The sequence below is a fragment of the Parafilimonas sp. genome (assembly GCF_051953455.1).
GTDB lineage: Bacteria > Bacteroidota > Bacteroidia > Chitinophagales > Chitinophagaceae > Parafilimonas.
Genome location: NZ_JBQCIT010000021.1, coordinates 1 through 21,231, shown reverse-complemented (window position 1 = coordinate 21,231; position 21,231 = coordinate 1). Strand labels below are relative to the sequence as shown.

General features: G+C 38.5%; 21 protein-coding genes and 1 tRNA gene. 17 read left to right on the top strand and 5 right to left on the bottom strand.

Going from position 1 to position 21,231, the window contains the following annotated elements; all coding sequences use genetic code 11:
* The first annotated feature begins 134 nt into the window (after positions 1-134).
* From ACTHN6_RS08550 to rplI, 9 genes are all read left to right on the top strand, one after another.
* Complete coding sequence (locus tag ACTHN6_RS08550) at positions 135-995, top strand: UbiA family prenyltransferase (RefSeq protein ID WP_440435329.1); 861 nt, start codon at positions 135-137, stop codon at positions 993-995.
* Positions 992-2,080, top strand: a complete 1,089-nt coding sequence (locus tag ACTHN6_RS08545) for a type III polyketide synthase (protein ID WP_440435328.1) — start codon at positions 992-994, stop codon at positions 2,078-2,080. Before ACTHN6_RS08550 ends, ACTHN6_RS08545 begins: the two co-directional genes overlap by 4 nt.
* Positions 2,065-2,772, top strand: coding sequence for a methyltransferase domain-containing protein (locus tag ACTHN6_RS08540; RefSeq protein ID WP_440435327.1), 708 nt, complete (start codon positions 2,065-2,067; stop codon positions 2,770-2,772). The genes ACTHN6_RS08545 and ACTHN6_RS08540 overlap by 16 nt, the downstream gene beginning before the upstream one ends.
* On the top strand, positions 2,762-3,892 hold the full coding sequence (locus ACTHN6_RS08535; protein ID WP_440435326.1) for an NAD(P)/FAD-dependent oxidoreductase: 1,131 nt from the start codon (positions 2,762-2,764) through the stop codon (positions 3,890-3,892). Before ACTHN6_RS08540 ends, ACTHN6_RS08535 begins: the two co-directional genes overlap by 11 nt.
* Before the next feature lie 99 nt (positions 3,893-3,991).
* Positions 3,992-5,098 carry a C1 family peptidase gene (locus ACTHN6_RS08530; protein WP_440435325.1) on the top strand — a complete coding sequence of 369 codons (1,107 nt, stop codon included), beginning with the start codon at positions 3,992-3,994 and terminating at the stop codon, positions 5,096-5,098.
* A gap of 168 nt (positions 5,099-5,266) precedes the next feature.
* Entirely contained in the window at positions 5,267-5,803 is a 537-nt protein-coding gene (locus ACTHN6_RS08525; protein WP_440435324.1) for a YceI family protein, read from the top strand.
* 164 nt (positions 5,804-5,967) lie between these two features.
* Positions 5,968-6,321: a 30S ribosomal protein S6 gene (gene rpsF, locus ACTHN6_RS08520; protein WP_440435323.1), complete on the top strand. Its 354-nt coding sequence runs from the start codon at positions 5,968-5,970 to the stop codon at positions 6,319-6,321.
* Positions 6,322-6,324: 3 nt separating this feature from the next.
* Positions 6,325-6,591: a 30S ribosomal protein S18 gene (rpsR, locus tag ACTHN6_RS08515; protein WP_090659498.1), complete on the top strand. Its 267-nt coding sequence runs from the start codon at positions 6,325-6,327 to the stop codon at positions 6,589-6,591.
* Positions 6,592-6,629: 38 nt separating this feature from the next.
* Positions 6,630-7,076 carry a 50S ribosomal protein L9 gene (gene rplI, locus ACTHN6_RS08510; protein WP_090659501.1) on the top strand — a complete coding sequence of 149 codons (447 nt, stop codon included), beginning with the start codon at positions 6,630-6,632 and terminating at the stop codon, positions 7,074-7,076.
* 89 nt (positions 7,077-7,165) lie between these two features.
* Here rplI and ACTHN6_RS08505 read toward each other — a convergent pair whose 3' ends face one another.
* The 4 genes from ACTHN6_RS08505 to ACTHN6_RS08490 form a co-directional block, all read right to left on the bottom strand.
* Positions 7,166-7,471 (bottom strand): hypothetical protein, encoded by a 306-nt coding sequence (locus tag ACTHN6_RS08505; RefSeq protein ID WP_440435322.1) that lies wholly within the window; start codon positions 7,469-7,471, stop codon positions 7,166-7,168.
* A gap of 163 nt (positions 7,472-7,634) precedes the next feature.
* A complete protein-coding gene (locus tag ACTHN6_RS08500) occupies positions 7,635-10,025 on the bottom strand; it encodes a T9SS type A sorting domain-containing protein (protein WP_440435321.1) in 2,391 nt (796 codons plus the stop codon).
* Positions 10,026-10,322: 297 nt separating this feature from the next.
* A complete protein-coding gene (locus ACTHN6_RS08495; protein ID WP_440435320.1) occupies positions 10,323-10,727 on the bottom strand; it encodes a DUF3276 family protein in 405 nt (134 codons plus the stop codon).
* A gap of 123 nt (positions 10,728-10,850) precedes the next feature.
* Positions 10,851-12,671 carry an ABC transporter ATP-binding protein gene (locus tag ACTHN6_RS08490; RefSeq protein WP_440435319.1) on the bottom strand — a complete coding sequence of 607 codons (1,821 nt, stop codon included), beginning with the start codon at positions 12,669-12,671 and terminating at the stop codon, positions 10,851-10,853.
* Positions 12,672-12,796: 125 nt separating this feature from the next.
* On the opposite strand from ACTHN6_RS08490, the gene ACTHN6_RS08485 reads away from it, so the two are divergent.
* The 3 genes from ACTHN6_RS08485 (at position 12,797) to ACTHN6_RS08475 (ending at position 16,054) form a co-directional block, all read left to right on the top strand.
* Positions 12,797-12,881, top strand: a tRNA-Ser gene (locus tag ACTHN6_RS08485).
* A 1,434-nt stretch (positions 12,882-14,315) separates the two neighbouring features.
* Positions 14,316-15,227 (top strand): helix-turn-helix domain-containing protein, encoded by a 912-nt coding sequence (locus tag ACTHN6_RS08480; RefSeq protein WP_440435318.1) that lies wholly within the window; start codon positions 14,316-14,318, stop codon positions 15,225-15,227.
* Positions 15,228-15,439: 212 nt separating this feature from the next.
* The gene (locus ACTHN6_RS08475) at positions 15,440-16,054 is read left to right on the top strand and encodes a Crp/Fnr family transcriptional regulator (protein WP_440435317.1); all 615 of its coding nucleotides are present in this window, start codon (positions 15,440-15,442) and stop codon (positions 16,052-16,054) included.
* Positions 16,055-16,157: 103 nt separating this feature from the next.
* On the opposite strand, the gene ACTHN6_RS08470 is transcribed toward ACTHN6_RS08475, so the two are convergent.
* On the bottom strand, positions 16,158-16,595 hold the full coding sequence (locus ACTHN6_RS08470) for a DoxX family protein (protein WP_440435316.1): 438 nt from the start codon (positions 16,593-16,595) through the stop codon (positions 16,158-16,160).
* 255 nt (positions 16,596-16,850) lie between these two features.
* Between ACTHN6_RS08470 and ACTHN6_RS08465 the strand changes: the two genes are divergently transcribed.
* The 5 genes from ACTHN6_RS08465 (at position 16,851) to ACTHN6_RS08445 (ending at position 20,724) form a co-directional block, all read left to right on the top strand.
* Positions 16,851-17,426 carry a hypothetical protein gene (locus tag ACTHN6_RS08465; RefSeq protein ID WP_440435315.1) on the top strand — a complete coding sequence of 192 codons (576 nt, stop codon included), beginning with the start codon at positions 16,851-16,853 and terminating at the stop codon, positions 17,424-17,426.
* Positions 17,427-17,698: 272 nt separating this feature from the next.
* On the top strand, positions 17,699-18,682 hold the full coding sequence (locus ACTHN6_RS08460) for an L-histidine N(alpha)-methyltransferase (protein WP_440435314.1): 984 nt from the start codon (positions 17,699-17,701) through the stop codon (positions 18,680-18,682).
* Between the two features lie 184 nt (positions 18,683-18,866).
* Positions 18,867-19,220 (top strand): SnoaL-like domain-containing protein, encoded by a 354-nt coding sequence (locus tag ACTHN6_RS08455; protein ID WP_440435313.1) that lies wholly within the window; start codon positions 18,867-18,869, stop codon positions 19,218-19,220.
* 69 nt (positions 19,221-19,289) lie between these two features.
* Positions 19,290-19,733, top strand: coding sequence for a hypothetical protein (locus ACTHN6_RS08450; protein WP_440435312.1), 444 nt, complete (start codon positions 19,290-19,292; stop codon positions 19,731-19,733).
* Positions 19,734-19,749: 16 nt separating this feature from the next.
* The gene (locus tag ACTHN6_RS08445; protein ID WP_440435311.1) at positions 19,750-20,724 is read left to right on the top strand and encodes a bifunctional methionine sulfoxide reductase B/A protein; all 975 of its coding nucleotides are present in this window, start codon (positions 19,750-19,752) and stop codon (positions 20,722-20,724) included.
* Positions 20,725-21,231: the final 507 nt, after the last annotated feature.

Sequence of the window (21,231 nt, the reverse complement as noted above, 5' to 3'; positions counted from 1 at the left end):
ATTTTCAAAAATTGAAACGGCAAATATAAGCTGATGTAGCCTGAAGTAAAGGCAGGCTTTTTAGCGCTTCTTAACAAGGTTTAATTTTTGAAGTAAATGGATAACCATTAATTTTAAATATAAACCTGCAGATCTTGATACAGAAATCCACCATACAACTTCTCCGTATCCCGTTTTCTTTTTTTTTAATGCCGGTTTTTTGGTTTGCTTTATCGTTTGTTGAAAAAATTAATGTGGCCAATGCCGCATTACTGTTCGTCATAATTCATTTACTCGTTTATCCTGCCAGTAATGGTTATAACAGTTATATGGACAGGGATACAACAAGCATTGGTGGTATAAAAAACCCTTTGCAGCCAACCAACCAATTATTTGTTTTTACAGTTATAATGGATGTTGCGGCAGTATTGTTATCATTATTGATTTCGCCACTTACGGCAGCATGCATTTTCATTTATATCATGTTTTCAAGATTGTACAGTTACAGAAAAATACGATTAAAGAAATATGCGCTTTCTGGTTATCTTATTGTAATTCTTAACCAGGGTGCACTTATCTTTTTTACCGTGTTTAACGCTTCAAATAATGATACCGATGCTGTAGTACCATGGGCCGGCAGCATTTGTGCAACCTTATTAATTGGCGGATTTTATCCTATTACCCAAATCTATCAGCATAAAGAAGACAGGAATGATAATGTAGAAACCATAAGCATGCTGCTTGGAGAAACGGGAACATTTATTTTTTGCGGCATTATATACGCTTTGGCTTTTTTAATCTTGTTTATTTATTTCCTTTCTGTAAATAAATTATTATTGTTTTTTATTCTATTTATATTCTTTATGCCGGTGGCTATTTATTTTACGGTATGGTTTTTACAAGTATATAAAAATGCAGCTTGTGCAGACTTTAAACATACCATGCGCATGAATAAAATTGCATCGGCCTGTACCAACATGGCATTCATCACTATATTAATATTAAACCAGCTTTGATTGAAATTATTTCGATAGGAACGGCAGTACCCAGGCACAGCTTTAATCAACGGGATGTAATACCCATGATGCAAAAAATTTACGGACTGGATAACAAAGAAGCGCGCAGGCTTGCATTTATGTACAGGCAGAGTGATATTGAAACCAGGCATACCGTGCTTTCTGATTACACACAACCCGACGAAAAGTTCTGGAATTTTATTCCGTTATCTCAGGACGAGCCTTTGCCAAACCTTGATGAGCGGATGAAAATTTATAACCGCGAGGCACTGCCCCTGTCTATCTCCGCGATAAACGATTGTTTAAAGAATCATCTATCGCCTGCTGATATAACACATCTTATTACAGTAAGCTGCACAGGTATGAGTGCGCCCGGCCTTGACCTGCAAATAGCGGAAGCGATGGATATGCAGCCACAGGTTTTCAGGACATCTGTAAACTTTATGGGTTGTTACGGTGCGGTGCATGCTTTGAAACTTGCCAAACTTATTTGCGACAGCACGCCCAATTCAAACGTGCTGATTATTGCAACTGAAATATGTTCCATTCATTTTCAAAAAGAATATACGCCAGACAGTGCTTCAGGTGCTATACTTTTTGCAGATGGCAGCGCCGCTGTTTTGATCTCCAATAAAGTTCAATCTGAAAAAAAATTACAGTTGAGTAACTTTTATTCCAAAGTGGCTTATAAAGGAAAGAAAGATATGGCGTGGGAGCTAAGCCATCGAGGGTTTATCATTACGCTTAGCAGCTATGTTCCGGATTTGATTGAACAGGATATTGCATTGCTCGTTGAGGAAGCTGTTCAGCATTATGGTTTATCAATAAAAGATATAACACACTGGTGCACGCACCCCGGCGGAAAAAAAATATTAAACGCTATACAAAAACAGTTGGGTTTGGAGAAAGGTGACCTGCGTTTTTCAAGAGATATTTTAAGCCGGTTTGGAAATATGTCTTCCCCCACAGTTTTATTTGTATTGAAAGAAATTTTGGAAAACTTTGATGATAAACCTGCGAATATTCTTGGCACCGCATTTGGCCCCGGCTTAACCATGGAAACATTCTTATGCGTCAAGCAATAAACCTGCGTTACCGTTCTTACCGCAAGGAATTGTTGGATGAGGACAATATTCCGTTTGAAGCTATACAACAGAATATGCAGGAAATTAACATTATTAATGCATGGCTTGGCGGCCATACAATTACATTAAATGGCTTCAGGAAATTATTGGGCAATAAAAATAAAATTCATATTTGTGAAATAGGCTGTGGTGATGGCAACAATCTTTACCAGTTATACAAATGGTGCAAAAAAAATGATGTTCAATTCAGTTGCACGGGCATTGATATAAAAGCTGAATGTATTGAAGCGGCTAAAAAAGATTATGCCATAGAGAACGCGGTTTGGCTGGTACAGGATTACAAAACGGTGAAATTTGCATCCAAGCCTGATATTATTTTTTCAAGCTTGTTCTGTCATCATTTTGACGATAGGGATTTAGTAGCGCAGCTTCAGTTTATGCAGCATAATTCGGTGCTTGGGTTTTTTATAAACGACCTGCAACGTAACAGGTTTGCCTATTATTCCATAAAAATTATAACACGGTTTTTTTCATCTTCTTATCTTGTAAGAAATGATGCGCCGCTAAGTGTTGCACGGGGGTTTCATAAAAAAGAATGGGCTGCTATTTTTAATAAGGCCGGTATAAGAAATTACACTATCAAATGGAAGTGGGCCTTTCGGTATCTTATCATTTTTAAGCATGGCGAATGATTACGATATAGGAATTGTTGGCGGTGGGTTAGCAGGCCTTTGCCTTTCATTGCTTGCTGCCGATGCCGGCTATTCCGTTGTATTGTTTGAAAAAGAAAAGTACCCTTTTCATAAAGTTTGCGGTGAATATATAAGTTACGAAAGCTATGATTTTTTAATGCTGCTTGGATTGCCATTGGCAGATATGAATTTACCTGAAATAAAAAATTTGCAGGTGAGTGATGTAAGCGGGAAGCTGTATAATTTCAAACTTGATTCAGGTGGTTTTGGTATCAGCCGTTACACTATAGATGATATGCTTTACCAGCTTGCTTTAAAAGCTGGTGTTACTGTTTTTACTGAAGAAAAAGTAACTGATATAAATTTTGATCATAACAACCACATCATTCAATCAAACAAAAGAAAAATTACAGCGACTATTGTTGCGGGAGCTTATGGAAAACGCAGCAATCTTGATGTAAAATGGAAGCGTTCTTTTATTGAAAGGAAACCTGATAAACTCAATAATTATATTGGTGTAAAATATCATGTGCGCACAGATTTTCCCAGGAACTATATTGCTTTGCACAACTTTAAAAATGGTTATTGCGGCATTTCGGCTATAGAAGATGATAAATACTGTTTATGCTATTTAACTACTGCGGATAATCTTTCTGCCAATGACAATTCAATTCAAAAAATGCAGGAGCATATTTTGTATAAAAACCCTGTTTTAAAAAGGCTTTTTACAGCATCTGAATTTTTGTATGATACGCCGCTTACCATTTCACAAATAAGTTTTGATAAAAAAAGCCAGGTTGAAAATCATGTTTTGATGCTTGGCGATGCTGCAGGTATGATAACACCTTTATGCGGTAATGGCATGAGCATGGCCATGCATGCATCCAAACTTGCGTTTGTGGAAATAGATAATTTTTTAAAAGGAAACATTTCAAGACTTGAGATGGAAACAAATTATACATTAGCCTGGAAAAAATGTTTTGCTTTAAGACTTACCACCGGAAGACTTGTGCAAAGATTTATGGGGAATAATTCAACTGCTTTTGTTTTAAAGCTGTTGCGTGGCCTGCCTTTTCTTGGTAAAATCCTCATACGCGCTACGCATGGCAAGCCTTTTTAAAAAGTAGCTGGCTATTATGTTCTAACATAGCAAAGTATTAACACCTGCCATATTACTTTTGTTTAAACCAACATTTGAAGCAACACTTAATTTACATCAATGAGAAAAATTTGTTTCGTTTTTAGTTTTATTCTTGCTGCTGCAGTTGCGCATGCACAAACAAAACAATTCACAGTTATAAAAAATAATGCAGCCACGCCTGTAAAAAACCAGGGACAGTCCGGCACGTGCTGGTGTTATTCTTCAACAGCCATGACAGAAAGCGACTTGTTGGTAAACAAGCAACCTGAACTTGATTTATCAGAAACTTACACTGTTTATAATTTATACATTGATAAAGCGGTGAAGTATATCCGCCGCCGTGGTAACACCCGTTTTACAGAAGGCGGCCTCGGGCAGGATATGCTGAATGCCGTTGCCGATTTTGGTGCAATGCCGCAGGAAGTTTATCCGGGCATTGGCGGCGACACCATCATGGCGCATAATTATAAAATGGCCGGGCAGTTAAAAGATTATCTTGACAGTGTGCTGGCAGCCAATACTGATTCCATTCCTTCAAACTGGAAAGATGGTTTTATTAAAATATTGAATAGCTATCTCGGCCAGCCGCCTGCTGCATTTGATTATAAGGGAAAGCATTATACGCCTGAAAGTTTTGCTGCCGCATATATAACAGAAAAGCCTTCTGATTTTATCGGCCTTACTTCTTTCACGCATCATCCTTTTTATACAGAATTTGCAATGGAAGTTCCGGATAATTATAACAGCAATACTTATTATAACCTTCCATTGGATGAATTGATAAATGCAGCAAAAGGAGCTGTTAAAAAAGGCTACACTTTAACCTGGGATGCAGATGTAAGCAATGTTGGCTTTCGCCAGAAGTCCGGCATTGCCAAATGGACAACGAATGCTGATGCTGCTTCATTTTTATCGTTTCAAGAGCCCAGTTACACACAGCAAATAAGGCAGGATTTATTTGACAGGCAGATAACTCAGGACGATCATCTAATGCAGATAACCGGTATTGCAAAAGATGATCAGGGCGCTGAATATTTTATCGTGAAAAATTCATGGGGAGAGGTAGGGCCTTACAAAGGTTACATCTATGTGAGCATTCCATATTTCGCCATTAATACCATCTCGGTAATTGTAAATAAAAAAGCTTTACCGGCTAATGAACTTAAAAAGCCTGTAATGAATTGAAATGGCAACCATTATTTACGATTTTTAGTTTTTTGTTAATAACCTTTAAGGGATTAAGGCTATCGAAGCAAAAAGGATTAAAGAAACCGGGCATGATAATTTTTCCTCATACCAGGAAAAGGTATATAGCGAGGTTTCATGAGACTATTGAAAAATAAACATGCACGAATGAAAGCAGTATTTACAGTAATAATTTTATTGACAGGGCTTTTTGCGCTAAACGCTCAGCAGTATAGACCGGTTGATGAACAAAGCGAGGTAAAATTCACAATTAGGAATTTTGGCATTAATACAAATGGCACATTAAAGGGTTTGAAGGGCTCCATAAAGTTCGATCCGGCCAATCTTTCTGCATCTTCTTTTAATGTCACCGTTGACGTAAATACTATTAATACCGGTGTTGACGGAAGAGATAATCATCTCAGGAAAGAAGAATATTTTGATGTTGCGAAATACCCGCTAATCAGGTTTGTATCAACCGCTATAGAAAAAAATGGGAATAGTTACATTGCTAAAGGAAATTTAACGATAAAGGCTGTAACTCAATCAATATCAATTCCTTTTAGGGTTGACCAAAACGCAGATAAAATTATATTTTCAAGTGTGTTCAACATCAACCGGAAAGATTTTGGCGTGGGCGGAAGCAGTGCCGTTATGGGAAGCAATGTGGATGTGAGCCTTAAAGTTTCTGCGGTGAAAGAATAATGCTAATTAATGTCCGGATGTTTGCTATTGGTCAGACGCTATAAAAGCGTCTGACAAGGTTAAATGCACAACTGTTAACCTTTTATAGAATAGATTTTACAATTCAGCTTTCTTTCTTACCTTCGCCGCCCAAAATTTATTTATTAATTAAAACAATCAGGGTAATGAACAATTATGAATTGATGGTGATTTTTACCCCTGTGCTTTCTGACGACGAATTTAAAGCTGTTCAGAAAAAATATGCTGATTTCGTTATAGAAAACGAAGGAAGCGTTGTGCACAGCAATCCCTGGGGCCTAAAATCACTGGCGTATCCTATCCAGAAAAAAACCACAGGTATTTACTGGGTTCTGGAATACACTGCGCCATCCAGCTTCAATGAAAAGTTGAAAATTCAACTTTTACGTGATGAGCAAGTGCTTCGTCACTTGGTAACTGCACTCGACAAATACGCCGTTGAGTACAATGCAAAAAAGAGAAGTGGCGTACCTACCGGAATCGAAAAAGTGGAGGGTTAATTTATGGCTAAAGCAAACGAGATAAAATACCTTACCGCCATAAAGACGGAAAAGCCCAAGAAGAAATTCTGTCGCTTTAAGAAATATGGTATTAAGTACATAGATTACAAGGATGTAGAATTCCTGAAAAAATTTGTGAACGACCAGGGAAAAATATTGCCCCGCCGTTTAACAGGCAATTCTTTAAAATATCAGCGTAAAGTAAGCGATGCAATTAAAAAAGCACGCCAGATGGCGCTGATTCCGTATGTAACTGATTTATTAAAATAAGCTGAAAGCTGAAAGCTGAAGGCTAAAAGCTAATTAAAATGCAGGTAATATTAATACAGGATATAGATAATCTTGGCGCTGCTAATGAACTGGTAAACGTAAAGAACGGTTATGCGCGCAACTATCTTATTCCGGGCAAATTTGCCGTTGAAGCTAATGCTGCCAATAAAAAGCAACTGGACGAGCGTATGAAAGTTCAGGCTAAAAAAGAAGCAGCAATGCTCGCAGAAATAAACAAAGTGATTACGGTGCTTAAAGAATCTCCAATTAAAATTGGCGCTAAAACCGGCACCAGCGGAAAAATATTCGGCAGTGTAACTTCCTTACAAATTGCCCGCGCTATCCGCGACCAGAAAGGTTATGAAATTGACCGCAAGCGCATTACACTTCCAGATGAAGTGAAAGAGCTTGGCACTTACAAAGCAACCATCGACTTTGGTAATGGCAACAATACAGAAGTTGAGTTTGAAGTGATAGGAGAGTAACCTGGTAAAAACTTTAATAAAAAGGCCGGTTCATAATTGAGCCGGCTTTTTTTATGTCTTATAAAGCATTCGAATTGAAGCTTAAATCATCAGGCTTTTTTCTTAACTGCCGCCCCCTTGATATTGGCTTTCTTTAAAGCCTTTGTTTGTTTATGAACTGTTTTTATTTGTAAAGGCGCTTGTTTTATTTTGCCTTCAAGAGGCTTTGCTTCCTTCAAAAAATCTTTTCCATGCAACCCCTGCGTGAGTATTTTGACAGCTTTTTTTAACCTGTGCTGAAATTCTTCTTCATTTATTAAACCTTTCAATTCGGCTAGTACAGTTTCAAGTTTAGCGGAAAGTTCTTTTCTAAATTCTCTTTTTGGGTGTACACGTTTATCTGCGGCCTTTTTCATAATGATTAGAATTTACATTAAATGATAATGCAAAATTAATATCGGATTACGCTTTCCAATATTAATTTTTAATATTATGGCTGCCAGGTGCGTTATGAGTCGTCAATCGTGAATTGATTGAAGGCCTACTATTCACTATTAAAAATGCACACTTAGCTTAATATTAGTTGTACTTTATCATCTTCTTTTTAATTACAGTCTTCCCTTTCTCATCTGTAATCCGCAGAAAATAAACACCGGCAGAAGTGTTTTTTATTGTAATGCTAAAAGTTTGGGTGGGAGAAGTTACGTCTAACCTGCCGGTTAAAACCTGCCTGCCCACAGCATCAAATAATCCATATTGATAATAAGCGCCTGTAGTATTTGTGATGGTAATATTTGCAGATCCGCCCGTAACCGGGTTAGGCGTAATACTAACCGTGGTTTCAATGCCGGGGTTTGAACCGTTTGCATTAAAAGTGGCATAGAACGTGGCTTTTGTATTTCTTATTCCATCGAAATACAAAAGATATTTATGATTCTTTTCAAGCCCTGTAATATTAATTTTTCCATCGGCATTAAATATTTGACAGAAAACAGGAGATGGATATGATTGTCCTTCAGGGCAGGTTTGCACATCATATAATGCAAGCCTGATACCTTGCCCTGTACATGAACTTAATTCAGCAGGTACTGTTGTATACTTACTTATATCAATTTTTACTTCCGTTTCCGGGCCGGTTGAAAAAGCGTAATACACATTATTGGTAACCGAAGTGCCTGTGCCATCGCACATAACTTCCCTAAATGAGGGATCTTTTAATTTATTGCTGGTGGCATGCACAAGGTCAAAACTTAGGGTAGTATTAGCTGCTATGGGAGACGATGGGAAAGTGGAAGGGCATTCATCTGTGCTGAGCGCTGTAACGGATAAGGGTGCCATTTCCTGGGCATACAATCCGCAATTACCATAAGCATTGTGCTGAGGTGTAATATCATACAAAACACCCTGGTAGGCAGAAGCATCGGGCGATCTCCTTCCTACATAATCCAGTATAGCATAATGCATCAATTTTGATGGATTGACGGTTGCATATCCGCCGCCGCCATTTTCAAAATCATCATTGATGTGCGAAAGATTAAGCGCATGGCCAAGTTCGTGCAGGATGATCATCTCCAGGTCATAAGAACTTTGTGCAGGGAAACACGGGCCGTTTTCAATAGAAAGATTATCCCCCGTGGAAACAGCTTCATTTCTTAAAACAATATCAAAACCTGTTTTCTGGGCATCCAGTATCTGCCCGTTTTGCTGGCAGGCAGAAAACCAGCTAAAGGTTGATTCCAAAACACCATCTGCCATGTGTGCCACGCCTGAATTGGTGTTATCAAAAACCACCAGGTTCAGGCTATCATCAGCAACTTTCTGGTAAGTAGTTGTGTTGCCGGAAATAATATTAGCACCTGCAACTTCCTTCCAGGTTGCAAGGGCGCGTTCAAAAGCTGCCTTAGCCGGAGACTGGGAAAAATCAATGCCTTTGCCTGCCGTGCTTATGCTGTATGAAATTGTATAACCTCCGCTGCCATTAGTGTTCATTAACCTTGGTTCTTTTATTACATAGTCGCCTGCATCGTTTTGAAAAAGCGCATCAATTACAGAAAAGAAAACTTCTAAAGGCCCGGCACTTGTTGCTGTAGAACCATCAGTAACAACAACCGAAAATTTGCCGGTACCTGCACGATCCGGCACATGCAGTTTTATCTGTGCATCCGTCCATGAAATAATATAAGGAGAGTTATAGGCAATTTCATAATCAGGGGTAGCATTATCGTTATTGGCATCTTTAAAATTAATTGCTGCACTACCGGAGGGATTATTGCCAAAGCCAGAGCCATTAATTGTTAGAATGTTATTGGCCTCATCATTTATTGCCCCGCCGTGCACCGTAGCTGGCGAAAAAGAAGTTATGGCAACTGCGGTTGTGCCGTTACTTATAACAGGCCCGGTTGTTTCTGCCTGGGCCAAATGGCTTTGAAAACTATTGTCAATTATTTTTTCCCTTGCACCCGTATATTGGTTTATTAGTTTATAAAGTGTTTGCTGAATATTATCGTACGCGGCAAAAGGAGCAAATGCTTTTTGATGCGTTTTATCGTATTGTAAAAAACCCTGGGAACTGCTGTAAACATCAAATAATATATTTTTTGTTTGGGGCGAACGCAATTTGCCTGCCTGTTCATACAAAAAGAACATTCCTGTTTTGCCTTTGTCCAAGTGTAAAACGTCGCTCACTTTAAGGCACCTGTTGCCAACGGTGCCGCCAAGCGTTAGTACTTCAATCTCTTTATCAATGGCCTGGCCCTTAAAAAGTTTATAAACATGTATTTTGTTTGAAGTATAAATAACGGTGTGTTCATCGTTCCAGAAGGAATACTGTTCTGTAACTTTTCCTTCAACAATATGCGATGCTTTTTTTATTTTATCGGCAAGTTCAATTTTATAAAGCTGGGCGTGAGCAGTTGAAAAAGCAGTTGCAAGCAGCAGCAGACTTGCGAAAATTTGTTTGGTATATTTCATTCGTGCATATTTGTTTCTTCAATGGTCTCATGGAACGCCTTGGTGCATATTTTCCTGTGTATAAAAAACATTTTACATAGGCGTTTCATTCGTGCATATTTGTTTCTTCAATAACCGAATGTAACCTTGCTATTTTTCTGGTGTGAGAAAATTATTTATGCCCGGTTTTATTCGTCACAATTTATACGTAATAAAAATACGACTGAAATAAAAAATTGTTTTATGGATTGTGTAAAACTTTTATAATAAAAAAGGCTGTTTGATCAAACAGCCTTTTTTATTAGAGAATATCATTTTTTACCATTTATCCACTTCTTCGCCTGAGGAAGGAGCGCTTGGAATATCTTCTGTTTCTACTTCAATTTCTATTTCAACCGTTGCAGAATCTTCTGCCAATGTACCATTTTCAGGGTATTCATGGTTGAATGCATCAAAATCAAAATCGGGCATTAATTCTGTCTTCACATAATCAACGGCTTCATTTAATGCCTTGGTAAACTTGTTGAAATCTTCTTTATACAAGAATAATTTGTGTCTGTCATAGCCACCATCATTAAACCTTTTACGGCTTTCTGTAATTGTAAGATAGTAATCGTTACCGCGGGTAGCTCTCACATCAAAAAAATAAGTTCTTCTTTTCCCTGCTTTTATGCGTTTACTGTAAACGCTTTCCATTTTCTTGTCGTTATTTTCGTAAGCCACTTTTTCGTTTGGTTTGATGATTAATGTTTACTTATAGCAGCAAATATAATATTGTTTTACAATTACCAAAATTTTGATAAACTTTTTAAATACAATTGCTGCCGGCTATTTAAAACAAATTAATTAAGGCGACGTCCTTTCTTCGCTCATTTGCAGGTTATATAATTCGGCATAATAGCCGTTTCTGCCCAATAATTCCGCATGTGTACCTGCTTCGGCAATTTCGCCATCTGCGAGTATTATAATCTTGTCAAATTGTATGGAAAGAAAAATGCGATGCGTGATTATAATGGTTGTTTTGTTTTGAAGAAAACTGTTCAGATTGTTTACAATTCTATGTTCTGTTTTAGCATCAACGGCGCTGAGGCAATCGTCAAACAACATTACAGGGCTTTCTTTCAGCAGTGCTCTTGCAATGGAAACACGTTGCTTTTGCCCACCGCTTAATGTAACGCCGCGTTCGCCAACCATTGTTTCATAACCCTTGTCCAGGGAAAGTATTTCGGTATTAACGGCAGCATATTCCGCATATTTTCTTACATCAATATTATTGTCATTATTACGCAATCCAAAGCGGATATTATTATCAACCGTATCGCTGAAAAGAAAAACATCCTGCGGCACATAACTTATATAATTGCGCAATGCAGTTAAAGAGCTATATCGTATATTTTTATCACCAATAAAAATCCCGCCTTTATCCGGATCATAAAAACGCAGCAACAATTGCGCAAGGGTTGATTTACCGCTTCCTGTTTTACCAAGAATCATTACTTTTTCACCGGGCTTCACTTCAAGTGAAAAATTATGCAAAGCCCGTATGCCCGTATGCGGGTAAGTAAAGGTTACATTTTTAAAAGCGATGCTTCCGCTGAACATTTCATCGGCATTATGTTTTACAGGATTTGTAACCAGTGGTTTTGTGTCTAAAAACTCATTAATTCTTTTTTGTGAAGCCGCTGCTCTTTGCACCATGCTGGCAACACTGCCAATGGCGCTCACAGGAAACATGAGCATATTTATATAAATAACGAACTCCACAATAATGCCCACTTTATCAGGATTGGTTAACGCCATTTTACTCCCGATGAGAATAGTAAGCAGTGTGCTTAAACCAACCAGTAATGTCATGCTTGGAAAATAAATAGCTTCAACTTTAGCAAGGCTTACGGCATTTTTTCTGTAAGCTTCGCTGTTTTTGCTAAAGAATCCAAGCATTGCCTTTTCCTGAACAAAAGATTTTATTACACGTATGCCTGAATAAGATTCCTGTGCATTGGTAGTAAGGTCTGAAAGCAATGCCTGCACCCGCTCACTTTTTTTATGAATGATGGTATTTACAAAATAAATAGTAATAGCCAGCAGGGGCAGGGGTGCTACTACAACCAGCGTTAAGTGAAAATCTTTTCGCAGCATATTTACCAGGCAAAGGGTAATAAGTGCCAGTAAATTTACGGTGTACATAACTGCTGGCCCGCAATACATTCTTACGCGGCTTACGTCTTCGGCAATACGATTCATCATATCACCGGTGCTGTGCGTTTTAAAGAAGCCCATATCAAGTTGCTGGTAATGCGTATAGATAGCATTCTTTAAATCATATTCAATATACCGGCTCATCACAATAAGCGTTTGCCGCATAAGAAACATAAATATGCCGCGTAATAAGGCCAGCAGCAGAATAACGATACTGCTTATTAAAACAATTTTGCTAAAGCTAAAATCTCGCAGCCAGTTAATTAAGGCCAGCACAGAGGCGGAATAATTTTCGGTTGTTTCGCCGGGCTGACCGGAAATATACTGCTGTACCTGGCTTACCACATAGCCTGTAACTTCAGGCGCCATTACCGTAAAATAATTGGATAATACAACGAAGAAAATTCCCGCCAGTAAACGAACCTTGTATTTCCAAAAATATTTATTTAAAGCTGCAAGATGTTTCATTTAAGATGGACAAAGGTAGGCGCTAAATATTTTTATATGAACGGGATGTTTTTATTATTCAAAGCATTTCATAAAATGGTAATACATTTTTTTTGCTGATAAAATTCGCATCTTATATTTGCGCCGGAGGGATGTCAGAGCGGTTTAATGAGGCGGTCTTGAAAACCGTTGACTGTAACAGGTCCGGGGGTTCGAATCCCTCTCCCTCCGCTGAAAGCTATATTTCAACTTACTTCAATTAACTAAAAGCTCGTGAAACTTAAGTGTGACGGGCTTTTTGCATTTTTAGCACTTTTTTACTTTACGCAGTTTTACCCCATTTTACGTATAAGTTCCGTGAGCAATTCCCGGCTTAGCGCCTCGTCCTTTCTCTCGTGGCAACCCGGTCCTTTGCCGGGAAGGGATAAAAAGCAAGGTTTTTACCCGAAAAAATTTTTGACCGTGGAATAAAAAGCGAAGCGGTTTATGCCGCGAAAGCAAAAAGCCCAACGGAGACAGGGCGTATTTTTTTGAGTAAAACCTGTGGCCAGCCGCAGTGTACGGAGGCGCAGACCTTGTTTTGAGTACTGCCTGCCAGGATCTTCGCGCAGGAATGGATAGACGAGTATTTCTTATATTAAAGACAAATCAAACAAACAGGTATAGTGGTAAATAAATGAAGACGGAATGTTGTCCGCAAGTAAAGTGAAGCATGGGCGGTGCGCGGGCAATTATTAAGGAAAGAACTGCCTGCCTGCATACACCTTTGAAGCAAGACAGCGAATGTGGTTTAATCAAAAAATAAAGAAAGCCACCGCATGGGCCAGATGGCTTTACCTAAAAAAAATTTGTTATCAAGCTATTGCCAGTACTTGTTTCACAACGGGCCTATCTTCATTTCATTGAATCTGCTATAACAAAGGGTTAAAACATTTTTCCTGCTACATTCTCTGTAATTTTCAATTGCGCTTTTCAGTACCAAACATTATGGACCCCTGTATATTTTAAAACTGGCCCATTAAGGCAACCAAATTAAAATTTAATTTTATAGTCCGGTTTAGAAAAATCATTGTTAGTATTAAATATTGTAAATTATGCTGAGAACCAAATTCACAACATTAGCATACAGCAATATCACCTCACCAGGTGAATTTTTGCTGTTGAATAAAAAAGGAGGCGTACTATGAAAGCGGTCATTGTAACTGACGAGACTGCAGGAATAGCCGGAATAAAACTGGCAGAGCGGCCTGAACCGCCGCAGGGCCGATTGATGCCGTTCCTGCCAACGGATCAACAATCGACTTTGTTGTAGAAGCAATTCCTTCCAATTGAGTGAAATTGTACAGCGGTTGCGTAAGGGAAGCTGAAAGTGAATATCGGCAGCATATCTTCTCTTGACGATGCCATTGCCACCTTTAGCTCACCCAACCGGGTCAGCGGAAAGAAGATCATTCGCGTTTGCTCTTAAAAGCAGCTACAGGAAGAAGTATTCAGGGCAATATCAATACTTTTGCTAAGAAGAATTAAGAATAATGGAGTATATATCTTCACGTTTCATAGGCATACTCCATTTTCTTTCTTTATTGGTAACGTCAATAATCCTCCAGGTTTTTGGAGCAGGGCGGAAAGTTGTAAATAATAACAATGATATAAAATTGTTAGAGTATGAGTGAACAACTACAAATAGAATTAGTGAACCCTCAAACTAATATATTGGCGTTTAGACTGGTACAGTTTAACGATGATAACTATTTTAAAAGCCTAAAAAGCTTCAATTGCTATAAAGTAATTTTAATCAGGAGAGGAAAAGGCCAATTGGCCTTTGATAAAGCCAGGTATAACTTCTCTGAAAATTGCCTGATAAGGTTTCCTATTTACCAACCTTTTCAAATTGAAACTGACGGCCAGGTGGATGGCATATTGTTACAGTTTCACCCAGACTTTTTTTGGAATCATAAGTACGAACTGGAGTTGACCAGTAAGCAGGTGTTATTTAAGAATATCGGGGAAGTGCCCTCCATTAAGGTCAGTAAAAAGGAAATGGATCAATTACTGCACCCATTGGAGCAGCTTATTTCAGAACTCCACAATGACGGTTTAGGCCGTTACGACATAGCGATCTCATGGGTAAAAATATTTATGATTTATGCTTCACGGATCAAGATGGAAAGAGGCTTTGTACCCTCAGAAACACTTTCGGCAGCTCATTATATGACGCGGAAATTGATCAATGCAGTAGAGCAGCATTTTCAGTACAAGCGCCGGCCGGCCGATTATGCAAAGTTATTGAACGTTACCGTTAAAACGTTAAACCGTACGGCTAAGCAACACCTGGGGAAGACTATTGGTGATATAATTTCAGAGCGTATTATAACACAGGCTAAGCATGAACTCTATTTAAGCGATAAATCGATAAAGCAAATTGCTCTCGGCCTTGGATTTCATGACGTTGCTTATTTCAGCCGCTTCTTTAAAGTACGAACGGGCACGTCTCCGGAGGCTTATCGTAAATCTTTCAGTAAAGCCATCGACAAAGCTGTAGTGGCACAAACATCTTCAACAGTTGAAATGTCTTAGTTCATAAACAGAAATAATAAGTGTTGGCTATTAAGCGGGATGGTTTCTACAACACATTGTCCTTTTCGTCCATTTGCCCGCTTTTCGTTGTGTTTTAATTTTATGGTTTTAATAGAAATAAGAAATATTCAAATATGAGCTGTGACTTTTTGTGGTTACAGTTATAGGAGAGTATAAAAATTTTTATCTAAAACAATCAGTTCTATATATTAATGCCTGAGGGTACATTTGATTTTTTTGAAAATTATATCAGAGCTTACGATTTGTTCTCTGACGAGGATATTGCAGCAATTAGGTCGCTGGCAATATCAAAGCAACTTAAAAAAAGGCAATATCTGCTGCGCCAGGGAAGCATATGCCGGTATTACACTTTTGTATGCTGCGGTTGTCTCAGGTTATATCGAATAGACGATGATGGCAACGAACATATCTTAGACCTGTCACCAGCCGGTCACTGGATCAGCGATCGTGCAAGCCTGCTGACCGGGATACCTTCCAATGAATTTATTGATGCCCTGGAAAACACCACTGTTATCCAGTTTTCAACATGTAGTTTTAAATGGCTGCTGGAAGAAATACCCAATTTTAATAAATTAAACACTAAACTTATTACGGACGACTGCGATATAAACCGTGACAGAATTTATACGATGCTCAGCCGCCAGGCAGAAGACAGATATCGCGACTTTGTGCAAAGATTTCCGAAACTGCATGAACGTATTCCGCTATACATGATAGCATCCTATATCGGCGTTTCAAGGGAGACATTAACAAGGATACGCAGTAATATATCATTGCCCAATGAGCCGCAATTAGCAGATCGATAACGAAATTAATGAAGAACCCGGCTTGGTTTCTTAAAAGCAGATACTGGCGGCAATCACGTCCTTCCTCATTTATTTTTTTGCATATGCCAGATGCAGGCAGGCTTTATAAATTTTTGGGTTGATTTTTTTGATCTTCCCCGTTTTGTACACAGGCTAATAACAGGCTGGAGAAACTGGCTACGAAAACAGAATAATTAAACGGGGCTCTGTATCCTACAAAGAACAGCATACTGAGTGCAAATATTAATGTAAGTATAAAGCTGCCGTAAGCCACAAATTTAATTTTATAACCAACGATAAGCAGTATGCCAATTAATGCTTCGGCAATGGTGGCTATGAGGCCAAAGAACGAAGCTGTTTTTGGAGAGAAGTAAGGCATCAGGCTATTTGCGTAAATGGCAAAATTGCTCCAGTTTCCCCATGATACATTCGCACTGCCCGGCGCTCCTAAAATACCAATGCGATCCAATACCGGTAGCAGGAAGCCAACCCCTAATGCAAAACGCAAGAGTATTTGTGCCGTTGAAGAATTCTTTTTCATAAACATTATTTTTTTAAAAAAAAGTCCGGATTTTTTTCTGTTCAGTATTACTGCAACTATTTAAACAACAAAGAACGATAGTAACTCTGTTTATGTTTGTGATATATGTCAAGAAAAATAAAATGTTTACTCCTTGCCTGTCGGAAAATATTTTGGTTTTAATAAATAAAATGTGACAAATGTCCTTGCGTTGAGATGTTCATTCCGTTTTTTTTGTAAGTTCTGTAAACGTTTAAAAAATAAAACTAAATATAGATGATGGCATTAAATGAAAACGATCTTGTCAAGGTAGTTGATGAATTACGGCTTAAGGGTTATACCGATAATTTTATCATCCAAGATAATCTGGTTTTTTCTACAAACATGAACCAGGGTTTTGTGGAAGATGAAGTAATTATCGAAGGAGCATATCAATTTGATATCAGCGAAGATGCGTTCGATACACAAAACCTGTTTGCGGTTTTTATACCTAAGTACCAGCTCAGGGGATTGATCATTGATCTTTTGGGGATGTATTTTTATATGGAAGATCAACCGATCACGAAGATACTTCGGGATGCGCCACTGGTGAGCTATGTTTTTAACAGCCAGCATCCGGATATGAAATATGGACTGAAAAAAATTACTCCGTCTGAATTTAATGCGGATAGTGACCGGTATGTATTGCGGATAGGATTCCCTGATTTTCCGGAATGCCCTGCAGGAACGGCATTCACTATGTTGGGGTTTGATAAACAAACACAGCAATATGTATGGCTTGCTACCAGCATCTTAAAAAAGGGCCGGGTTAAAAAAATTGAATTTAATGAATACAATAAAGAAATTATCTAACGCTCTTACATTGTTTCCGGACAGAAATTATTTTGATCTTTTTGTAAGATGGTTTATAGCCAAAGCCTTTTTCGACGATAGGCCATCTATACGGATGTGTGATTAAGAAGTTTCAAGTAGCAGCTCATCAACTTGCTCACCTTCTGCAATCAATTTAACAATGGATATGTGATAAATGTCAATATTTAAAAGAGTACCGCCTGTTACCTTGCCGTCATAATGGTTCGGGAAATCTGGCAAGAATTTATTTATCTTCTTAACCCTATAAATGTATGATATCGATAGATACAGGCGAATGCAGGCCTTCTGCAAAAAAAAACAAGGATTTTTATTTGGATGTCATCCAAAGTCTAAAAGAAACTCCAAAGAAATTACCCTCAAAATACTTCTACGACAAAGAGGGCGATAGTCTTTTTGAAGCAATTATGGATTCTCCTGATTATTATCTCAGCCGGTGTGAAATGGAGATCTTTACCAGGCAGGCAAAACAAATTGTGGATAGTATAACGGCACAAAATTTAAACTTTGAATTAATAGAATTAGGACCCGGTAACTGTGCTAAATCTATTCATTTATTGCACGCACTTGCAGCTGCAGATGTATCTTTTAATTATATACCTATCGACATATCAGAAAATGTAATCAGCAGGCTGCAGTTATTTCTGCCTGATAAGATTCCTAACTTACAGTTTAACGGTCTGGCAGGCGATTACTTTAACGCATTATCAATACATAATTTATTGCCTGCAACACGAAAGGTTGTGATGTGCTTAGGAGGTAATATTGGCAACATGACCATAGAAGAGAGTAATGCTTTCTGTAAAAAATTGCGCAGCTATTTACAGCCCGGCGATCAGTGTATTATCGGATTCGATCTCGTTAAGCATCCTGCTATTATCAAACGCGCATATGACGACAGAGACGGGTTGACCCGGAAATTTAATTTAAACCTGTTAGCAAGAATTAATCGGGAGTTAGATGCTGATTTCAGGATCGGCCAGTTTGATCATTATTGCAGTTATGATCCTTTAACCGGGTCAGCCAAAAGTTATCTCGTAAGCTTAAGTGATATAGCAGTAAATATTTCCGGTACCATAATTCCTTTTGAAAAAGATGAATGTATATGGACCGAGATATCACAGAAATATTCCAAAGACCAGATTCGTGAAATGGCAGTGAATAATGGTTTTGTTCAAGCAGCAGCATTCCTGGATTCAAGGTCATGGTTTATGGATGCTGTTTGGACAGCTGTTTAAAATAAATAAAAACGGGAGTGTTGATGTTATAATTAGTTCCGGCCAGGCACACAATTCCTTTGTAAGCGCGGTTATCAGTCTATCAAATTGATTCATATTGAACAGGAACAACGCTTGAGCCTAACCATATTGTACAGGCCTTAGCTAATAAAATAAACACATTCATTAAACAAAAAATACAACAATGGAAAAGAATCTCCAGGCACTCGCAAATGCGATGAATGAAATGGTATCCCAGGGCCAGCTTGTAGAAGCAGCCGAAAAGTATTACTCATCCAATATCAAAACCATTGAATTTGACGGCAGGATAACCGAGGGAAAACAATCAGCCATGAAGAAGCTAACTGACTTTGTCAGCTCCATTCAGAAAGTGAAAGAAATTACGCTTGTCTGGTCTGCATCTGATGATAATGCTTCTTTTTCTGAATTCATTTTGGATTTAGATATGAAGGATGGAAGCAATATTTACCTGCATGAGATAGTTCGCTCATTATGGGAAAACGGGCAGGTTATAGAAGAACGGTACTTTAAAGGATAATGCAAAGGCATTAATGTTAAACCGGGCAATCAATTTAAATACTGTTGATAGCAAAAAAATATACGACAAATGGATAAACTTACTTTAAAAGCGACACTTATAAAGCAGCACGAAGAAACTCTTCAGCAACTAAGGAATGATTATGCAGCTTACCAGGGCGATGGTAATCTGAACCTTGAGGATGTGCGTGACGCTGATGACAACTCACACAGGGAGCAGGCTGAAGAATTTTTACAGGCTTTGGAAAGGCAGATCCATCAGCGGGAGAATGAAATTAAAATGCTACGTGATTTAGATTTCGGTAGTAAAACCTCTGTAACAGAAGGCGCAGTTGCGTTGGTTAACGGCCTGTATTATATTATCGGGATACCCGCATGCCAATTTGATCTTGACGGAAAGCATTTTATTGCCATGTCACCCGATGCACCGTTTTACCAGGGGCTGATGAACAGGAAGCAAAATGATCTCTTTGTTTTCAATGGTAAGCGGTTTATGATTGAATCTATTTTTTAACCTTAAAATTACGATTATGCTAAGATGGCTTGATGTGATAAAATTCGCCAATAATGGAAATCCCACACCTGATAAAAGGGTGGAAAAAACACCCGAAGAATGGAAAGCATTACTTACAGACGAGCAATTCAGGATTACCCGGCTTAAGGGCACGGAGCGGGCATTCAGCTCTGATCTTTGTTCCTATTTTGAACCGGGGAGATATGCCTGCATCTGCTGTGGTACGGTACTCTTTGATGCAGATACAAAATTTGAAAGTGGAACCGGGTGGCCTTCCTTCACCCAACCAATAAAAGAAAATGCGGTTACTTATCATAAGGATAGTTCCTTTGGTATGGTACGCATTGAAGCGCTCTGTAATACCTGTGACGCTCATTTGGGGCATGTGTTCCAGGATGGGCCCAAGCCCAGCGGACTTCGTTATTGCATGAACGCTGTTTCGTTAAAAAAAGTTAATATGAGCGAAAAAAAAGTTGATTTTGGTGGAGGCTGTTTCTGGTGTACAGAGGCGATTTTTCAGCGGCTGAAGGGCGTCATAAAAGTTGAGAGCGGTTACAGCGGAGGGAAGTTCGTTAACCCAGGTTATAGAGAAGTTTGCAGTGGTGCAACCGGGCATGCGGAAGTGATTGAAATCACTTACGATCCGGCCGAAATTTCATTTGATGATTTACTGAGAATACATCTTACCACGCATAACCCCACAACCTTAAACCAACAGGGAGCAGACAGGGGTTCACAGTACCGGAGTATTATTTTTTACCGAAACGAAGATGAAAAGCAGGCTGCTGCTAAAATTATCGAAGAAGTGCAAAAATCATACGCCGATATGATCGTGACTCAGCTGGAAATGTTCGAACATTTTTATAAGGCAGAAGACTATCACCAGGATTATTATAACAAAAATCCGGATGGAGGATATTGCCAGGCTGTTATCAATCCCAAACTGGAAAAGTTCAGGCATTTGTATAAAGAGAAATTGAAACAGGCATAAAACTGTCTATCAAAAGAAGCGCTATGGAAGAATGTGTTGACATGTGGATTAATGAATAAATGACGGAACAAGATTATTCAGGCGAGCATTTTCAGTTTATAAGATGGTATTATTTTATAAAACATGAACACAAGCCGCAAATCATTTGTTTTTATCGAACCATGTCTTAAAGAAGCTTGGAAGAAAATAAAATCCTCTCGCAGTAATTCATAGAGGCACTAATCAGAACCCTTTGTGAATGAGGAGACATAGTATTCTTTGTGTTGGGTGCAAGGCTAAACCTACCACTGTACAGGCATTGAACGAGAGACTAAATCCCGACTACCACGCATACGGCAAGGTAATTTTTGGCTACAACAAAAGGCGTTTCACGTACATCTGTTTTCTGAATGTTGTGGAATTTTACACAAACAAAAAATTAGAAAATGGAATTAAAAAACAAAACGTTTTTAGTTACGGGTGGTACTTCGGGCGTAGGGAAAGCTATTGCCACAGGTATCGCACAGA